We start from the raw sequence: 13161 nt of genomic DNA, 5'->3' as shown, positions 1-13161 counted from the left end.
AATGCGTCTGGTCGAGGCGTGGCCCGATGGTTGCGGAAGGGGCTCGCACCCCCTCGCGTCTGACCATGGAAACCGTTCTCCACACGCCCGACCGTCCGTTCTCGCGGTACCGTGAGCTGGCCCGTGCCTACACCGGAGACCACACCCGTCGCCGCGTCATCAACGGACTCACGGTGGCCTATGGCGAGGCGCTCGCGCTGGCCGTCGCGCTGCTGATCGCCGGGTTCGTGCGGCAACTGGTGGTCGGCGAGTTCGGGTCGGAGGTCGGGTACGGGTGGGCGGTGGTGCCGCTGTATCTGGCCGTCTCCGCGATGGCAGGGCTGCTGCCCGGCTGGGGGCTCGGGGCGGTCGAGGAGCTTCGGCGCGTCGTGTGGGTGCTCGCGGGCGTGTTCGCGGTCACCGTGGTCGGCCTCTGGCTGGCGACCGACTCAGGCGTCGGCCCGACGGCGAGCCGCCTCGCGCTGGGTGCTGCGGGCATCCTATCGCTCGCGTTCGTGCCGATGGCCCGGTGGAGCATCAAGAGCATGCTCGTGAAGAGCGACCAGTGGGGCGTCCCGGCCGTCGTGTACGGAGCGGGCCCGGCGGGCGCGCGGATCGTCCGCCAACTACAGGAGGAGCGGGGCATCGGCTACACGCCGGTCGCCGTCTTCAGCGACGACGAGGCGATGTGGGGCGAGTACCTCGACACCATCCCGGTCGTCGGCGACTCGTCGCGCGTGGCACCCGAGGCGGCCGTCGCCTTCCTGGCCCTGCCCGACGACCACCCGGACCACCAGATCGCGCTCCTCGAAGGGCCGCTGTCGTGCTACCAGACGGTCGTCATCATCCCCAACCTGTTCGAGGCGCCGAGCCTGTGGGTCACGCCGCGTGACATCGCGGGCGTCCTCGGCCTGGAGCTCAAGTCGACGCTGACGCGCCGCGCGCCACGGTTCATGAAGCGGGCCGCCGACCTCGCCGTGGTCGTCGGGCTGGCGCCGCTCTGGATGCCGCTCGTGGGCCTGCTCGCGCTCTGGGTCTGGGCGTCCGACCGCGCCAATCCGTTCTACGCGCAGGAGCGCATCGGGGAGGACGGCGAGACCTTCCCCGCCTGGAAGCTCCGCACGATGGTGCCCGACGCCGAGGGCGTGCTCCAGGCTGCCCTCGCCGCCGACCCCGCCCTCAAGGCCGAGTGGGAGGAGCACTTCAAGCTGGAGCGCGACCCGCGCATCACCGCCCCCGGCCGCCTCCTCCGCCGGACGAGCCTCGACGAACTGCCTCAGCTCTGGAACGTCCTCATGGGCGACATGAGCCTCGTCGGTCCGCGGCCGCTCCCGGCGTACCACTACGAGGAACTGAGCGAGCGCGTCCGCGCACTGCGGGAGCGCGTCCGCCCCGGCATCACGGGGCTGTGGCAGGTCTCCGGGCGGAGCGACGCGGGCAACCTCGGAATGGAGCGCTGGGACCCGTACTACGTCCGCAACTGGTCGCCGTGGCTGGACGCCGTCATCCTGGTGCGGACCGTCCGCGTGGTGATGAAGGGGTCGGGGGCGTACTGAGGCGCCCGCCGCCAGACATCAAGGGGCGCTCGGGTCCTCGCCGTCCGTCCCGGACGAGTCGACCTCCGGAGCCTCGCCCTCCGTCTTCGGTGCATCGGCCTCCGGCTCTGCGTCGTCCGCCTCGGCGTCGAGGTCCGGGTGGTCGGTGGGCGCTGGGATCGGGGCTGCGAGCACGTCGGCGACGGCGGCCTCCAGGTCGTGGATCTCGTCCATGTCGATGGCGCCCTCGCCGCGCCACGCGATCCGGCCGTCGCGGGCGAGGAGAAACGCGTACACGTCGCCGGTCTTGATCGAGAGCGTCTTGCGGAAGACCTTCGTGTCGACGTAGAGCGGAACCGTGCGCGCGTGCTCCGCCTCGTCGTCCACCTGGCCGCGGATGCCCATCGTGCCGAGGTCGCCGAGCAGCTTGAACGTGCGTCCCACGACGGGCGTCTCGACGACCGCCAGGCGACCGTCCAGGGGCTCGGCCATGCGTTCGCCGAGGCGGGCCCACTGGTCGGCCAACGGGTCGAGGTCGTCCTGGAAGTAGACGATCAGCAGCGTCGCGTCGGCGGGCAGGTCCTGCGGGAAGCGGACATCGTCGCCGTCGAGCGTGCGGCCGGTGACGAGGGGGAAGTGGGTCGCGGGGTCGGACGAGAAGAGTCCCATGGGCCAGGGGAAGAGGGGGAGGCAAACTAGCCTTCGGGCCTCGCTCGGAGTCAGGAGGGCAGCGGCGCCCGTGGAGGAGGCCCGTCGGGTCGATCAGGTCGCGGCGGTGATGGAACAGGGCGCCGTTCGTGTGCCGCGCCGACGTGCCCTGGCGCGCGTCAGCGCCCTGGTCTAGGTTTCATCCTATATCTCGAAGAGGAGCATCATGGATAGGACGCCGAGTCGCTTGCCGTGCTGCGCCTCAGCACACTCGCTCGGCCGAGCATCTGGCCGCACGTGGCGCCGCCGCCGAGTGGGGTGCTTCCCGCCGGAGCGCCACGCGTCGAACGCCCGCATTTGCAGGCGATGGTTCCGGTGTCGGGACCACGACGGCAGGTACGTCGGCCCTCAGTCGCCCTCCGCGATCGCGTGCGTCCCGGTGTGGCCCTGCGCGCCGAACAGCCCCGCCAGCCGCGGCCACGCGTCCGGCGCGACGGCCTCCACCTCGGCGCCGAGGCGGGCCCACTCGGCGGCGAGCGCCTCCACGTCGGGCACGCGCTCGGCCGCGATCAGGGCGCGGACAGACGCCGCGCGATGGGCGAATGCAGCCTCGATTCGCGCGAGAACATCGGGTGGCGGCGCGGCAGCGCGGACGACGGCCTCGCGGTAGAAGGGCAGGTAGCCCGCCGCCAGCGCCACGGCCCGGCCCGCTTCGGGCGTCACGTGGTGGGGGACCGGCACGCCCGCGCGGGCGAAGGGGAGCGCCCAGTTGTCGGCCGTGAACACGCCGTCCGGGTTCTCGATGCCCGTCCACGCGTGCAGCATCGCCAGCCGGGGCCGGTCGGCCTCGCGGACGCCGTGGGGGACGAGTCCGAACGCCTCATCCATTAGCCTCCCGGCGTGGGCGTGCCACGCGCCCGGCCACGGAAAGTCCGGGGGCGCCTCGCCCGCTCGGATCGGGATCGTCCAGGCGGCACCGGTGAGAACCTGCCGACCGTCCACCGGCAGGTAGGTCAGCATCGACGGCTCGGCGGCGTCGAACGCGCGCCCGACGGCCCGGCCGGGGTGGACCCAGTGCTGGCCCATGTGCGGCATGTCGGGGCCGAGCGGGCGGAAGCCTGCCGCCAGCGCGTCGGCGGGGTCGGCGAAGGCGGCGAGGGCGTGCGTCGCGTCAGCCAGGAAGGCGACTTGCACGGAGTCGAGCGTCGCCGCGGCGTGCGCGTGATGCGCGTGCTGAGCGGCGACCGGCGCGGCCAGCACGAGGACGAGGAGGAGGAGGCGCATCATCGGGGGGGCGTCATGCGGGTCGGCGCGCGGTCGAGTCCGGCCACCTCGGTCTGGCCGCGGGCGTCGAGGAGCCGGTCGAGCGCAGCATCGGGGATGCCGTAGGGGAAGCGGCTGAGTGGGGGGAGGTCGAGGCGGCGGGCGTTGCCGTTCTCCGAGAGGCGGTCCAGGCGTTCGAGTCCAGGCGGCGTGCGCTGCACGTCCCGGATCTCGCCCGGCGAGGGCGTCCCGCCGAGGACTACGCCCCGGAGCACGCTCGTCATCGGCACGCGGACGACGCGGGTCGGTCGCGCGACCTCGTCGACGGCGTCGATCACGAAGGCGCCGGACTCGACGGTGAGCAACTCGCCCGCGATCACCCCCGCGCCGCGCATCTCCAGCGCCAGCGTGACGCCGCGCGCCTGGTACACGTCGCTCCCGCGCAGGCCGAACGTGCAGCCGCTCACGGTGAGAAGGACGGTGAGGAAGAGGAGGGAGCGCATCATCGGACCGGGAGCATGGACGACTCGAAGCGCGCCTCGTAGTCGGCCCGGAGGCGCCGCCAGGTGCCGATGGCCGAGACCATCGTCGAGTCGTTGGGGACGAACCGGCCCTGGTCGGGCCGGCGGAGCCAGTCGGGGCGCATCCACTCGATGTAGTGGCCCTGAGAGGAGACGAAGAACGTCTGGCGCTGCCCGTCGGGCGCGGGCGTCGGGCGGAAGGCGGCGTGGAAGACGCTGCCGGGGCCGCGGACGGCGTGGCGCAGGTCCGTCGTCGCGAGCTGCGCCGCCAGCGCGGGCATCTCGGCCCCGTCGTCCGCGGTCACCTCGGCGAGCGGAACGCGCTCCGGCGTCACCGTCCGCACCTCCGCCAGGGTGGCGCGGTCGATGCGCCAGCCGTCGGCCACGAACCGGAGGCGCACGCGGACGTGCTCGCCCTCGTCGGGCACCGGGATCACGACCGCCCGCTCGGCCCACGCGATGGGCCCCGCCTCGGCCACGCGCCCGACCTCGCGGAAGACGCCGTCCTCCTCCACCTCGACGCGCAGCCCGAGCCGGCGGAGGTAGTAGTCGCCGAACTCGGCGACGGACCCGATGGACGCCATGTCCTGCCCGATCCAGTCGAGGCCGCGCGCGCCCTGCCCGGCCAGCATGTGCTCGTAGAGGAGCACCGTCGTGAGCAGGCTGCTGCGGAACCGGAGCGCGACCGCGGCCGAGTCGGCGTCGGGGCGGGGGAAGGTGAGGGTGACCGTGTCGGTGAGGTCGTCCTCGGTGACGGCCGCGGTGACGGCGTCGAGGGTGGCGTAGGCGCGGTCGTCGGCGTCGCGGAGCGCGGCGAGCACGTCGCGGCCCGTCCGGTCGGTGGCGGCGAGGGGCGCCCGCTCCCGGCCCAGCACCAGCGCGGTGCCGATCTCCCCCGGCACGGCCCGCTCGCCGGGCGCGTGCGTGACGGCCTCGACGGCGAGGTCGTCGAGGTAGTGCGTTTCCAGGGCCTCGTTGCGGATCTCCAGCCGGAGCGTGCCGTCGGCGCGGAGCGCGGCGTCCGGCAGCACGTCGCGGTCGCGCATCTCGAACAGTGGCGCGATGCTGTTCGAGAACAGCTCGGCCTGGAGCGTCGGCGTCCCATCCGAGTCCACGTAGACCGTCGGGCACGAGCCGAAGATGACGACGGCGGCCACCCCGATGGCGACGTAGCTCACCGCGCTGGCGCCCAGCGTCGCCGCCACGCTCGACTCCACGTTGGTGTCGGTGGAGTACACCTCGGCGCCCAGCACGCGGTCCATCGGGGCGCCGCGGACGGCCGTCGTCTCGTTGGCGGGGACGGTGAGCATGGTTGCGCCCGTGCCCGTGACGCTGTCGGCCGCGAACACGGCGCCGTTCGGGAAAAGGAGGACCGAGCCGTCGGTCAGGTGCACGCGGAGCGGCGACGTGACCTGCTGGGGGGCGGTGGTCGCGAGCGGGTCCACGTCGGCCCGGTGGAACAGGACCACGCAGCCGCCGAGGACGAGCGCGAGGCCGAGGAGGGGGAGGGATCGGAGCATGGCGGGGGAGAGGAGGCGCGGTCAACCTCGCTCTGCATCTCCGCGGCGCCCTGGTGTGATCTTACCAGTCCGAACCCGTCGGTTCGAGGGAGGGCCGCCGGCGCCCGGTCCCGTCTGCCTCGGTGCTCGCGCCGAGGCGGAGACTGCGCGGCCGAGGTCGCGGCGTTCGGCGGGCCACTCCCGGTCGGTTTCGTCTGCACGTCCCTCTGGAAGAGCGCCCTGACGGGCCGATGGGCTGGCTATCCTCTCTGCCTTCCCCCCGCGTAGAGATCGCCATGCCTTTCCTCGACCTGATTCAAGATGGCCCCGCCCTCGTTCTTCAGATCGCCCAGGCCACGGCCGGTGGGCTCGGCGACCTGCTGTCGGACGGGATCGCCGAGGACGACCCCTCGTTCGTGCGGGGATGGGACCGGGTTCTGGAGCTCCGGGTGGTCCTCCAGATCTGCGCCGACCTCGCGCTGGCCTTGTTGCTCTCGTCGGCCATCGCGTTTCACCCCCGGCGGCACGGCAGCGCGTTGAGCACGGAGGAGGTGGAGTACCCCAAGACGGTCCTGCTCTATGCCGTTGTCGGCACGATGGTCTCGGCCATCGTCGTGCTCAGTCCGGCGATGGCGCTCGTGGTGTTCGGAATCGGGGGGCTGCTCCGGTTCCGGACGGACGTGGGGGCGGCGCACGCCACGGGCCACGTCATCCTGGCGACGCTCGTGGGTGTCGCGTGCGGGCTGGGCCGCTACCCGATGGCCATCGTCGCTACGCTCGTCGGCTGGGTGCTGATCTGGGGACTCGAGCGGGGCACGTACTACCGGCTCGTCGTGGACGGCGTCCACCGGAAGGCCATCGAGCCCTCCATCGCGCTGTACCAGGACCTGCTCCGGCAGGAGGGCTGGTCTCTGCGCGGAGTCCGCCGGGAGCCCCGGAAGCGCCGGTTCGTGCTGTACGTGCGGGGCAAGAGCCACCCGCGCCACGACCCCGTCGAGGACCGGCTCCCCGATGCCCCGGCCGAGCTGCGCGGCGAGCCGTACTGGGAGGAGATCTGACGGCCCCGGCCGAACACGACCCCGCCCGCCTCGGCACGGTCACCGAGGCGGGCGAGGAGAGACGGGGCCGGGCCGAAGCCTAGTCGTCGTAGTTGTCGATCTGGGCGCGCTGGAGCCCACCCGAGAAGTCGATGTAGCAGGTCTTGGTCTCGGTGTAGAAGTCGTAGACCTCCCAGCCGCCCTCGCGGTGGCCGTTGCCGGTCGCCTTGACGCCGCCGAAGCTCATGTGCGCCTCCGCGCCGATGGTTGGCCCGTTGATGTACGTGATGCCCGCGTCGATATCGCGGAGCGCCCGGAAGGCGCGGCTGATGTCGGCCGTGTAGAGCGCCGACGACAACCCGTAGATCACGTCGTTGGCGATGTCGATGGCCTCGTCGAAGTCCTTGATCTTGATGACCGACAGGACCGGCCCGAAGATCTCCTCGCGGGCGACCCGCATGTCGCGGGTCACGCCGGTCAGGACCGTCGGCTTGAAGAAGAAGCCGTCGTCGAGTCCCTCGCCCGTGGCGCGCTCGCCGCCGGTCGCGATGGTGGCGCCGTCCTCGCGGGCGACGTCCATGTAGCCGGTCACCTTGTCGAGCGCCTTCTGGTTGATGAGCGGCCCCATCTCGGTATCGTCGTCGTTGCCGTAGCCGAGCGTCAGGTTCTCGCCCGCCTCGACGATGCGGCGGACCAGCTCGTCGTGCACGTCCTCGTGGACGATCAGGCGCGAGGTCGCCGTGCAACGCTGACCGGTCGTGCCGAAGGCGCCCCAGACGAGGCCCTCCATGGCGAGGTCGATGTCGGCGTCCTCCATCACGATCGCCGGGTTCTTGCCGCCCATCTCCAGCGAGACGCGCGCGTGGCGCTCGGCCGCCTTCGAGGCGATGGCCGCGCCGGTCTCCGAGGAGCCCGTGAACGAGATCGCCTGCACGTCGGGATGGTCCACGATGGCCTGGCCCGTCACGCCCGCGCCCTGCACCAAGTTGACGACGCCCGGGGGCACGCCTGCGTCGTGCATCACCTGGACGAGCAGCATCCCGGAGTGGGGCGCGTCCTCGCTCGGCTTGAACACGACCGTGTTGCCGCTCAGGATGGCGGGGAACATCTTCCACGTCGGCACGGCGACCGGGAAGTTCCAGGCCGTGATCAGGCCGCACACGCCGATCGGGCGGCGGACCGTCATGTTGAACTTGTCGTTCATCTCCGACGGGACCGTGTGGCCGAAGAGCTGGCGGCCCATCGTCATGGCGTAGTAGGCCGTGTCGATGGCCTCCTGCACGTCGCCCTTGGTCTCGAAGAAGGGCTTGCCCATCTCGCGCGTCATCGCCCGCGCGATCGCGCTCTTGCGCTCCGTCATGATGTCGCCGACGCGCTTGAGGATCTCGCCGCGCTTGGGGGCGGGCATCTTGCGCCACGAGTCGAAGGCGGCCTTGGCGGCGTCGACGGCCGCGGCCACGTCGTCGGCGGACGAGTCCGGGAAGTGGCCGATCAGGTCGGACTGGCGGGCCGGGTTGCGGCTCTCGAAGGTGGCGCCGGAGGCGGCGTCGACCCACTGGCCGTTGATGTAGTTCTGGAAGGTCTCGGGCATCGAGCGGTCTCGGGTTGGGGGACCGCAAGGTAGAGAGCCGCGTGTGGCGCTTCGGTCAAGTCCGCGCTCCGAGCGGCGATTCCGGAAGCGCTCCCATCCTCGCGGCGTGCCCACCTCGGCCGGTGCGTCGCCGAGGCGGGCGGGGTGCCGTCCCTACCAGTCCTCACAGACGAGGAGCCCAGACGCTCGATACACCACGTTGGCGTTCGACGGCGCCCTGTCGGCGCTGGGCATGCAGGTCACCGTCTGGAACACCATGCCATTCGCGCCCGCGCGGAACGTCTTCGGTTCCGCGCCGGTGGCGTTCGGGAAGTTGGCGAACCGGTTGGCGCCCGGGTCGAGGCGGTTGTCTGGGGAAAACGCGTCGCCAGGCGCCAGGATGTGGATGGCCTGCGAGTCCTGGTTGACCAGATTGACCGCGAAGTCCGACGAGCTGAAGAGGTCGCAGCCCAGCGGGAGTGCGGCCAGGAGAAGGAGGCCGGCGATGGGGAAACGGTGCATGGGGGGGCGTGAACGAGAGGGCATCGAGCGGTCGGAGGCGTCACCACCCCACACACCGGAGCGTGCCGTCCGCCCCGAACACGACCTGGTACGTATCCATGGACGACGCCGCACTGGGGCGGCACGAGACCGTCTGGAGCACCGTCCCGTTGCGGCCGGCGCGGAAGATCTGCGGGGTCCCCTCGTTGGCCAGGATGTCGATCTGGATGACCCGCCCCCCCAGCGGCGCGACCTGGTTCGACGGCGCGAAGTCTTCGGTCTCGTAGAAGATGTGGGTCGGAGTGAGCGAGTCGTTGAACAGGCTCACCTCGACGCGGACGAGTTCGTCGGCGGCGCCGTCGCACCCGGCGATCATCGGCAAGAGGAGGGCGGAGGCCAGCAGGAGGAGTCGGGGCATGGAGGGAGGGAGTTACCAGCGGAGGCAGACGAGCCCGCCCTCGGCCGTGAAGCGGACTTCGGTGGCAGGGCCGATGCCCTGGAGAATGGTGCAGTCGATCGCGTCCACCCCGGCGCCGTCGCGGACGAGGCGGAAGGCCCGCTGCTCGTCCCGCGCGCCGGGCGCCACCTCGACCCGCCGTGTGGTGCCGCTCGTCAGTTCGGTCGATGCCGACGCGGACTCGCCCTCGGCCAGGATGTGGGCGGTCGCGGCGTTCTCGTTGCGCAGCGTGACCGTCGAGACTGTCGCGTCCGGCGCGGCCGGGTCGCAGCCGACCAGGGCGAGGGCGAGCAGGAGAGCACCGAGGCGGGGCAGGGGGGAGGGACACCGCATGCCGGAATCAAGACAGCGTGGCGGCGCGTCGCCTCCCGAGTCCTCGGGATGCCGCGCAAGCGGTTGTGCTTGTGCGTGTTGAGCGCCGCGATACTTTGCGGCAGGTCTCCCCCTTCGCGTGCTCCGCGCCCTCCTGCTCCTCTCTCTGCTGGCCGGGTCTGCCGTCGCGCAGGCGCCCGAGGGCTGGACGCGCCTCCACGTGGGCGACGGGCTGGCTCACAACTCGGTCTACGCCATCCACCAGGACCGCGAGGGGTTCCTGTGGTTCGGCACCCTCGACGGGCTCGACCGCTACGATGGCTACGCGTTCGTCACGCACCGCCACGACCCGGCCGACCCGACATCGCTGCCGCACAACCTCGTCCGGTCCCTGTTCGAGGACGCCGACGGGACCCTGTGGATCGGGACGCAGAACGGAGTGGCGCGGCGCCGGGCGCGGGCGCCGGGCTTCGAGCGGTTCGCCGTCCCCGCCGACCGGGCGACGGGCGACCGGAGCGTGTTCGAGATCGTCCGCGACCGGCACGGGACGCTGTGGGCGGCCTCCGCTGGCGGGTTGCTCCGCCTCGACGAGACTGCGGGCCGGTTCGTCCGCGCGCTCGACGGCGTCGCGCACGGGCTGGCGCTCCGCGCCGACACGCTCTGGGTGCTGGGCGGCGACGCGCCCGAGCAGTCCCGCTCGCTCGTCCAGGTGGATGTCCGCCGCCGCCGCGTCTCGGGACGGTGGCGCGTGGAGACCGCCTACGGCACGCCGCTGGCGCTGGACCTCGACGGCGAGGGCCGCCCGTGGATCACCGGCGAGGGGCCCGCCGCCTTCGACGGCGACCGCGTCGATGGAGGAGCCGACTACACGACTCGCGTCGTGGAAGCGCTGGGCGACGGCGAGATGTGGATCGGCGGCGTCGGCTCGGGGGTCCGGCGCTGCGCCGAGGCGGGGTGTGTGGACGCGCTGGTCGACCCCGAGCGGCCCGACTGGATCCACAACTACGTCCGTGCCGTCGCCGAGGACCGGACGGGCGCGGTCTGGGTGGGGACCTACGGCGGCGTCTACCGCTGGGACCCGGCGCAGAAGCCGTTCCGGACGTTCGGCCACCGGCCGCGCGACCCGGCGTCGCTCTCCACGCCCGCCGTTTCGGCGCTGGCCGAGGACGCCGAGGGCCGCATCTGGGTGGGCTCGTTCGACGGCGGCCTCGACCGGCTGGACCCGGTCACCGGCCGCGTCCAGCGGTTCGGCGTGGGCGGCCCGCGGGGTCCGGTCCTGTGGAGCCTCTGGGCGCTGCTGGTCGACTCGCGCGGGCGGCTCTGGGCCGGCGGCGGGAGCGGACTCGCCCAGGTCGACACTCAGACGGGGCGAGCCCGAGTCGTCCCCGGCGTGGCCGAGGCGCTGGGCGGTTCTGTCGCGACGAGCCTCGCCGAGGACGCCGACGGCCGCATCTGGGTGTCGTCCTTCGGGGGGCTCGTCCGCGTCGACCCGGCCACGGGCGTCGTGACCTCGTTCCCCATGACCGGCGACGGCCGGGGGCCGAGCCGTGACGTGGTCAACACCGTCCGTGCCGACGGAGGCCACCTCTGGCTGGGGCAGCCGTGGGGCGGCCTCGACCGCTTCGACCTCGCCGCAGGCCGGTTCCTGCCCGTTCCCCTGGCGGACGATGGCGATGGGCGGCTCACGGGCGAAGCCACCTACGACCTCCACCCCGACGGCGACGGCGGCGTCTGGGTCGCGACCGCCTCGGGCCTCTACCATGCCCGGGCGGACCGCATTCTCCGCCACCTCACCACCGCCGACGGACTGCCGGGCACGGTCGTCTACAGCATCCAGCCCGACGCCCGGAACCGGCTCTGGCTCGGCACCAGCCGCGGCCTCGCCCGCTTCGACCCCGCCACCGGAGACGTGGCTGCCTACGACCTCGCCGACGGCATCGGGATGATGGAGTTCAACCGTGCGGCTCGCCTGCGGACGCGCGATGGGCGGATCTGGCTCGGCGGGGCCGAGGGAGTCGTGGCCTTCGACCCCGATGCGATCCGTGCCGACGAGCGGGCCCCGACGGTCGTGCTCGTCGGTGCCGAGGTGGCCTCGCGCGCAGGCTCGCGGGCCGTCGACACGCGAGCGCTCGACCGGCTCGTGCTCGGTCCCGCCGAGCGGACGCTCACGGTCACCTTCTCGGCCCTCAGGTTCGCCGACCCTGCTGCGACTCGCTACCGCTACCGCCTCGACGGGCTGGACGACGGGTGGGTGGAGGCGGGCACGCAGCGGCAGGCCCGCTACACGGCGCTCCCGCCGGGCGACTACACGCTCCGCGTGCGGGCCGTGACGCCCGACGGCGTGGCGTCCGAGCACGAGGCCGTTTTGCCCGTCCGCGTGACGCCGCGCGTGTGGGAGACGGGGTGGTTCCGCGCGCTGGCGCTGCTGGCGTTGCTCGGGCTGGGCGTCGTCGCCTACCGCGTCCGTGTGGGACAGTTGCTGGCCGTCGAGCGCCTGCGCCTCCGCATCGCGGGCGATCTCCACGACGACCTCTCGAGCGACCTCTCGGGCATCGCGCTCGCCACAGACCTGCTGGGCCGCCGCCCCGGCCTCGCGCCCGCCGACCGCCAGCGCCTCGCCGACGTGCGCGACGCGGCCACGTCCATGGTCGATGCCCTCCGCGACATCGTGTGGGCCGTCGACCCGGCGCACGACTCCGTAGAGGCGTTCGGACGGCGCGTCCGGGTCGTGGCGCAGCGGCTTCTGGAGGGCCATGCCCACACGCTCGACATCGACCTCGGCGCTCCAGGCGGGCCGCTTCCCATGGCGGTCCGTCGCGAGCTGATGCTCATCCTCAAGGAGGCCCTCCACAACGTCATCCGCCATGCCGGGGCGGGCCGTGTTGCCGTTACTCTTCGCCGGGAGGGGACCCGCCTCACGCTGGCTGTCGCCGACGACGGCCTCGGCTTCGACCCAGCGGTGGTCCGCGAGGGGCATGGGCTGGGCAGCCTCCGCGCCCGCGCCGCTCGCCTCGGGGGTACGCTCGACGTGGTCAGCGCGCCGGGCGAGGGCACCCGCGTGGCGCTCGCCGTCGACCTCGCGAGGAATCGGGAGGCGCGGCAGCGGCGGTGGGCCGTACCGTGGGCCGAACGCCCTCCCGCCCCATGAGCCGCCCGCCCCGAGAGATCCAGGTCTGGCTCGTGGAAGACAATGCGCTCCTTCGCGGTGGTCTGGAAGCCGTCCTCGACGCCGCCGACGGGCTCGCGTGCCCCGTGGCCGTAGACCGGGTCGAAGCCGCCGAGGAGGCGCTGGACATCGGGCACCGGCCGGACATCGTGCTGATGGACATCGGCCTGCCGGGGATCGACGGAATCGAGGGCGCGCGACGGTTCCGCGAGCGCGTGCCGACGGCGCGGGTCGTCATTCTGACCGTGCACGAGGAGGATGAGAACGTGGTCGCGGCCATCTGCGCGGGTGCCTCGGGCTATCTCCTCAAGCCGACCTCGCCCGACCGCATCATCGAGGCGGTCCGCCAGGTGCAGGCGGGCGCGGCGCCCATCAACGGCTTCATCGCCGGGCGCGTGCTGACGCTGCTGGCTCGGCTCGCGTCCCCCGGCCCCGACTACGGCCTGACGCCGCGCGAGCACGACACGCTCGAACTGCTCGTCGCCGGGCTGACGATGAAGGAGGTCGCCGCGCGGATGGGCGTCAGCTACCACACCGTCGACACGCACGTGCGGCACGTGTACGCGAAGCTGCAGGTGCGGTCGCGTGGCGGGGCGGTCGCGAAGGCGCTCCGCGAGCGGATCGTCTGAGGGCAGGTTCCGACATCTGGTTCCCCGGTTCCGGCGTCGGTTCC

The 13161-nt window shown here is 72.6% G+C and carries 12 protein-coding genes; 4 read left to right on the top strand and 8 right to left on the bottom strand.

Annotated elements, in window-relative coordinates:
• The first annotated feature begins 65 nt into the window (after positions 1-65).
• Positions 66-1535 carry an exopolysaccharide biosynthesis polyprenyl glycosylphosphotransferase gene (locus B1759_RS01590; RefSeq protein WP_095513280.1) on the top strand — a complete coding sequence of 490 codons (1470 nt, stop codon included), beginning with the start codon at positions 66-68 and terminating at the stop codon, positions 1533-1535.
• Positions 1536-1553: 18 nt separating this feature from the next.
• Here B1759_RS01590 and B1759_RS01585 read toward each other — a convergent pair whose 3' ends face one another.
• From B1759_RS01585 to B1759_RS01570, 4 genes are all read right to left on the bottom strand, one after another.
• Positions 1554-2183, bottom strand: coding sequence for a hypothetical protein (locus tag B1759_RS01585; RefSeq protein ID WP_095513279.1), 630 nt, complete (start codon positions 2181-2183; stop codon positions 1554-1556).
• 387 nt (positions 2184-2570) lie between these two features.
• Positions 2571-3446, bottom strand: a complete 876-nt coding sequence (locus B1759_RS01580) for a hypothetical protein (RefSeq protein ID WP_143537228.1) — start codon at positions 3444-3446, stop codon at positions 2571-2573.
• Positions 3446-3931 carry a hypothetical protein gene (locus tag B1759_RS01575; protein WP_095513277.1) on the bottom strand — a complete coding sequence of 162 codons (486 nt, stop codon included), beginning with the start codon at positions 3929-3931 and terminating at the stop codon, positions 3446-3448. The genes B1759_RS01580 and B1759_RS01575 overlap by 1 nt, the downstream gene beginning before the upstream one ends.
• On the bottom strand, positions 3928-5466 hold the full coding sequence (locus tag B1759_RS01570; RefSeq protein WP_095513276.1) for a hypothetical protein: 1539 nt from the start codon (positions 5464-5466) through the stop codon (positions 3928-3930). The genes B1759_RS01575 and B1759_RS01570 overlap by 4 nt, the downstream gene beginning before the upstream one ends.
• Positions 5467-5741: 275 nt before the next feature.
• Between B1759_RS01570 and B1759_RS01565 the strand changes: the two genes are divergently transcribed.
• Entirely contained in the window at positions 5742-6503 is a 762-nt protein-coding gene (locus tag B1759_RS01565) for a hypothetical protein (RefSeq protein WP_095513275.1), read from the top strand.
• 79 nt (positions 6504-6582) lie between these two features.
• Here the strand turns inward: B1759_RS01565 and B1759_RS01560 are convergent, their stop codons facing one another.
• From B1759_RS01560 to B1759_RS01545, 4 genes are all read right to left on the bottom strand, one after another.
• Positions 6583-8073 (bottom strand): aldehyde dehydrogenase family protein, encoded by a 1491-nt coding sequence (locus B1759_RS01560; RefSeq protein WP_095513274.1) that lies wholly within the window; start codon positions 8071-8073, stop codon positions 6583-6585.
• A 153-nt stretch (positions 8074-8226) separates the two neighbouring features.
• A complete protein-coding gene (locus tag B1759_RS01555) occupies positions 8227-8574 on the bottom strand; it encodes a hypothetical protein (protein ID WP_095513273.1) in 348 nt (115 codons plus the stop codon).
• A 40-nt stretch (positions 8575-8614) separates the two neighbouring features.
• Positions 8615-8971 carry a hypothetical protein gene (locus B1759_RS01550; protein WP_095513272.1) on the bottom strand — a complete coding sequence of 119 codons (357 nt, stop codon included), beginning with the start codon at positions 8969-8971 and terminating at the stop codon, positions 8615-8617.
• Between the two features lie 12 nt (positions 8972-8983).
• On the bottom strand, positions 8984-9343 hold the full coding sequence (locus B1759_RS01545) for a hypothetical protein (RefSeq protein ID WP_095513271.1): 360 nt from the start codon (positions 9341-9343) through the stop codon (positions 8984-8986).
• A 118-nt stretch (positions 9344-9461) separates the two neighbouring features.
• On the opposite strand from B1759_RS01545, the gene B1759_RS01540 reads away from it, so the two are divergent.
• Positions 9462-12470, top strand: a complete 3009-nt coding sequence (locus tag B1759_RS01540; RefSeq protein WP_095513270.1) for a two-component regulator propeller domain-containing protein — start codon at positions 9462-9464, stop codon at positions 12468-12470.
• The gene (locus B1759_RS01535; RefSeq protein ID WP_095513269.1) at positions 12467-13117 is read left to right on the top strand and encodes a response regulator transcription factor; all 651 of its coding nucleotides are present in this window, start codon (positions 12467-12469) and stop codon (positions 13115-13117) included. The genes B1759_RS01540 and B1759_RS01535 overlap by 4 nt, the downstream gene beginning before the upstream one ends.
• The last annotated feature ends 44 nt before the right edge of the window (positions 13118-13161 follow it).

The organism is Rubrivirga sp. SAORIC476 (assembly GCF_002283555.1).
Lineage (GTDB): Bacteria > Bacteroidota > Rhodothermia > Rhodothermales > Rubricoccaceae > Rubrivirga.
Note: the sequence above shows the minus strand (reverse complement) of the source record. Positions and strands in the feature narration are given on the sequence as shown.

Excerpts from the sequence above, each read along its gene's own strand:
- B1759_RS01590 (WP_095513280.1), top strand. The coding sequence starts at position 66 with ATGGAAACCGTTCTCCACACGCCCGACCGTCCGTTCTCGCGGTACCGT.
- B1759_RS01585 (WP_095513279.1), bottom strand. The coding sequence starts at position 2,183 with ATGGGACTCTTCTCGTCCGACCCCGCGACCCACTTCCCCCTCGTCACC.
- B1759_RS01580 (WP_143537228.1), bottom strand. The coding sequence starts at position 3,446 with ATGCGCCTCCTCCTCCTCGTCCTCGTGCTGGCCGCGCCGGTCGCCGCT.
- B1759_RS01575 (WP_095513277.1), bottom strand. The coding sequence starts at position 3,931 with ATGATGCGCTCCCTCCTCTTCCTCACCGTCCTTCTCACCGTGAGCGGC.
- B1759_RS01570 (WP_095513276.1), bottom strand. The coding sequence starts at position 5,466 with ATGCTCCGATCCCTCCCCCTCCTCGGCCTCGCGCTCGTCCTCGGCGGC.
- B1759_RS01565 (WP_095513275.1), top strand. The coding sequence starts at position 5,742 with ATGCCTTTCCTCGACCTGATTCAAGATGGCCCCGCCCTCGTTCTTCAG.
- B1759_RS01560 (WP_095513274.1), bottom strand. The coding sequence starts at position 8,073 with ATGCCCGAGACCTTCCAGAACTACATCAACGGCCAGTGGGTCGACGCC.
- B1759_RS01555 (WP_095513273.1), bottom strand. The coding sequence starts at position 8,574 with ATGCACCGTTTCCCCATCGCCGGCCTCCTTCTCCTGGCCGCACTCCCG.
- B1759_RS01550 (WP_095513272.1), bottom strand. The coding sequence starts at position 8,971 with ATGCCCCGACTCCTCCTGCTGGCCTCCGCCCTCCTCTTGCCGATGATC.
- B1759_RS01545 (WP_095513271.1), bottom strand. The coding sequence starts at position 9,343 with ATGCGGTGTCCCTCCCCCCTGCCCCGCCTCGGTGCTCTCCTGCTCGCC.
- B1759_RS01535 (WP_095513269.1), top strand. The coding sequence starts at position 12,467 with ATGAGCCGCCCGCCCCGAGAGATCCAGGTCTGGCTCGTGGAAGACAAT.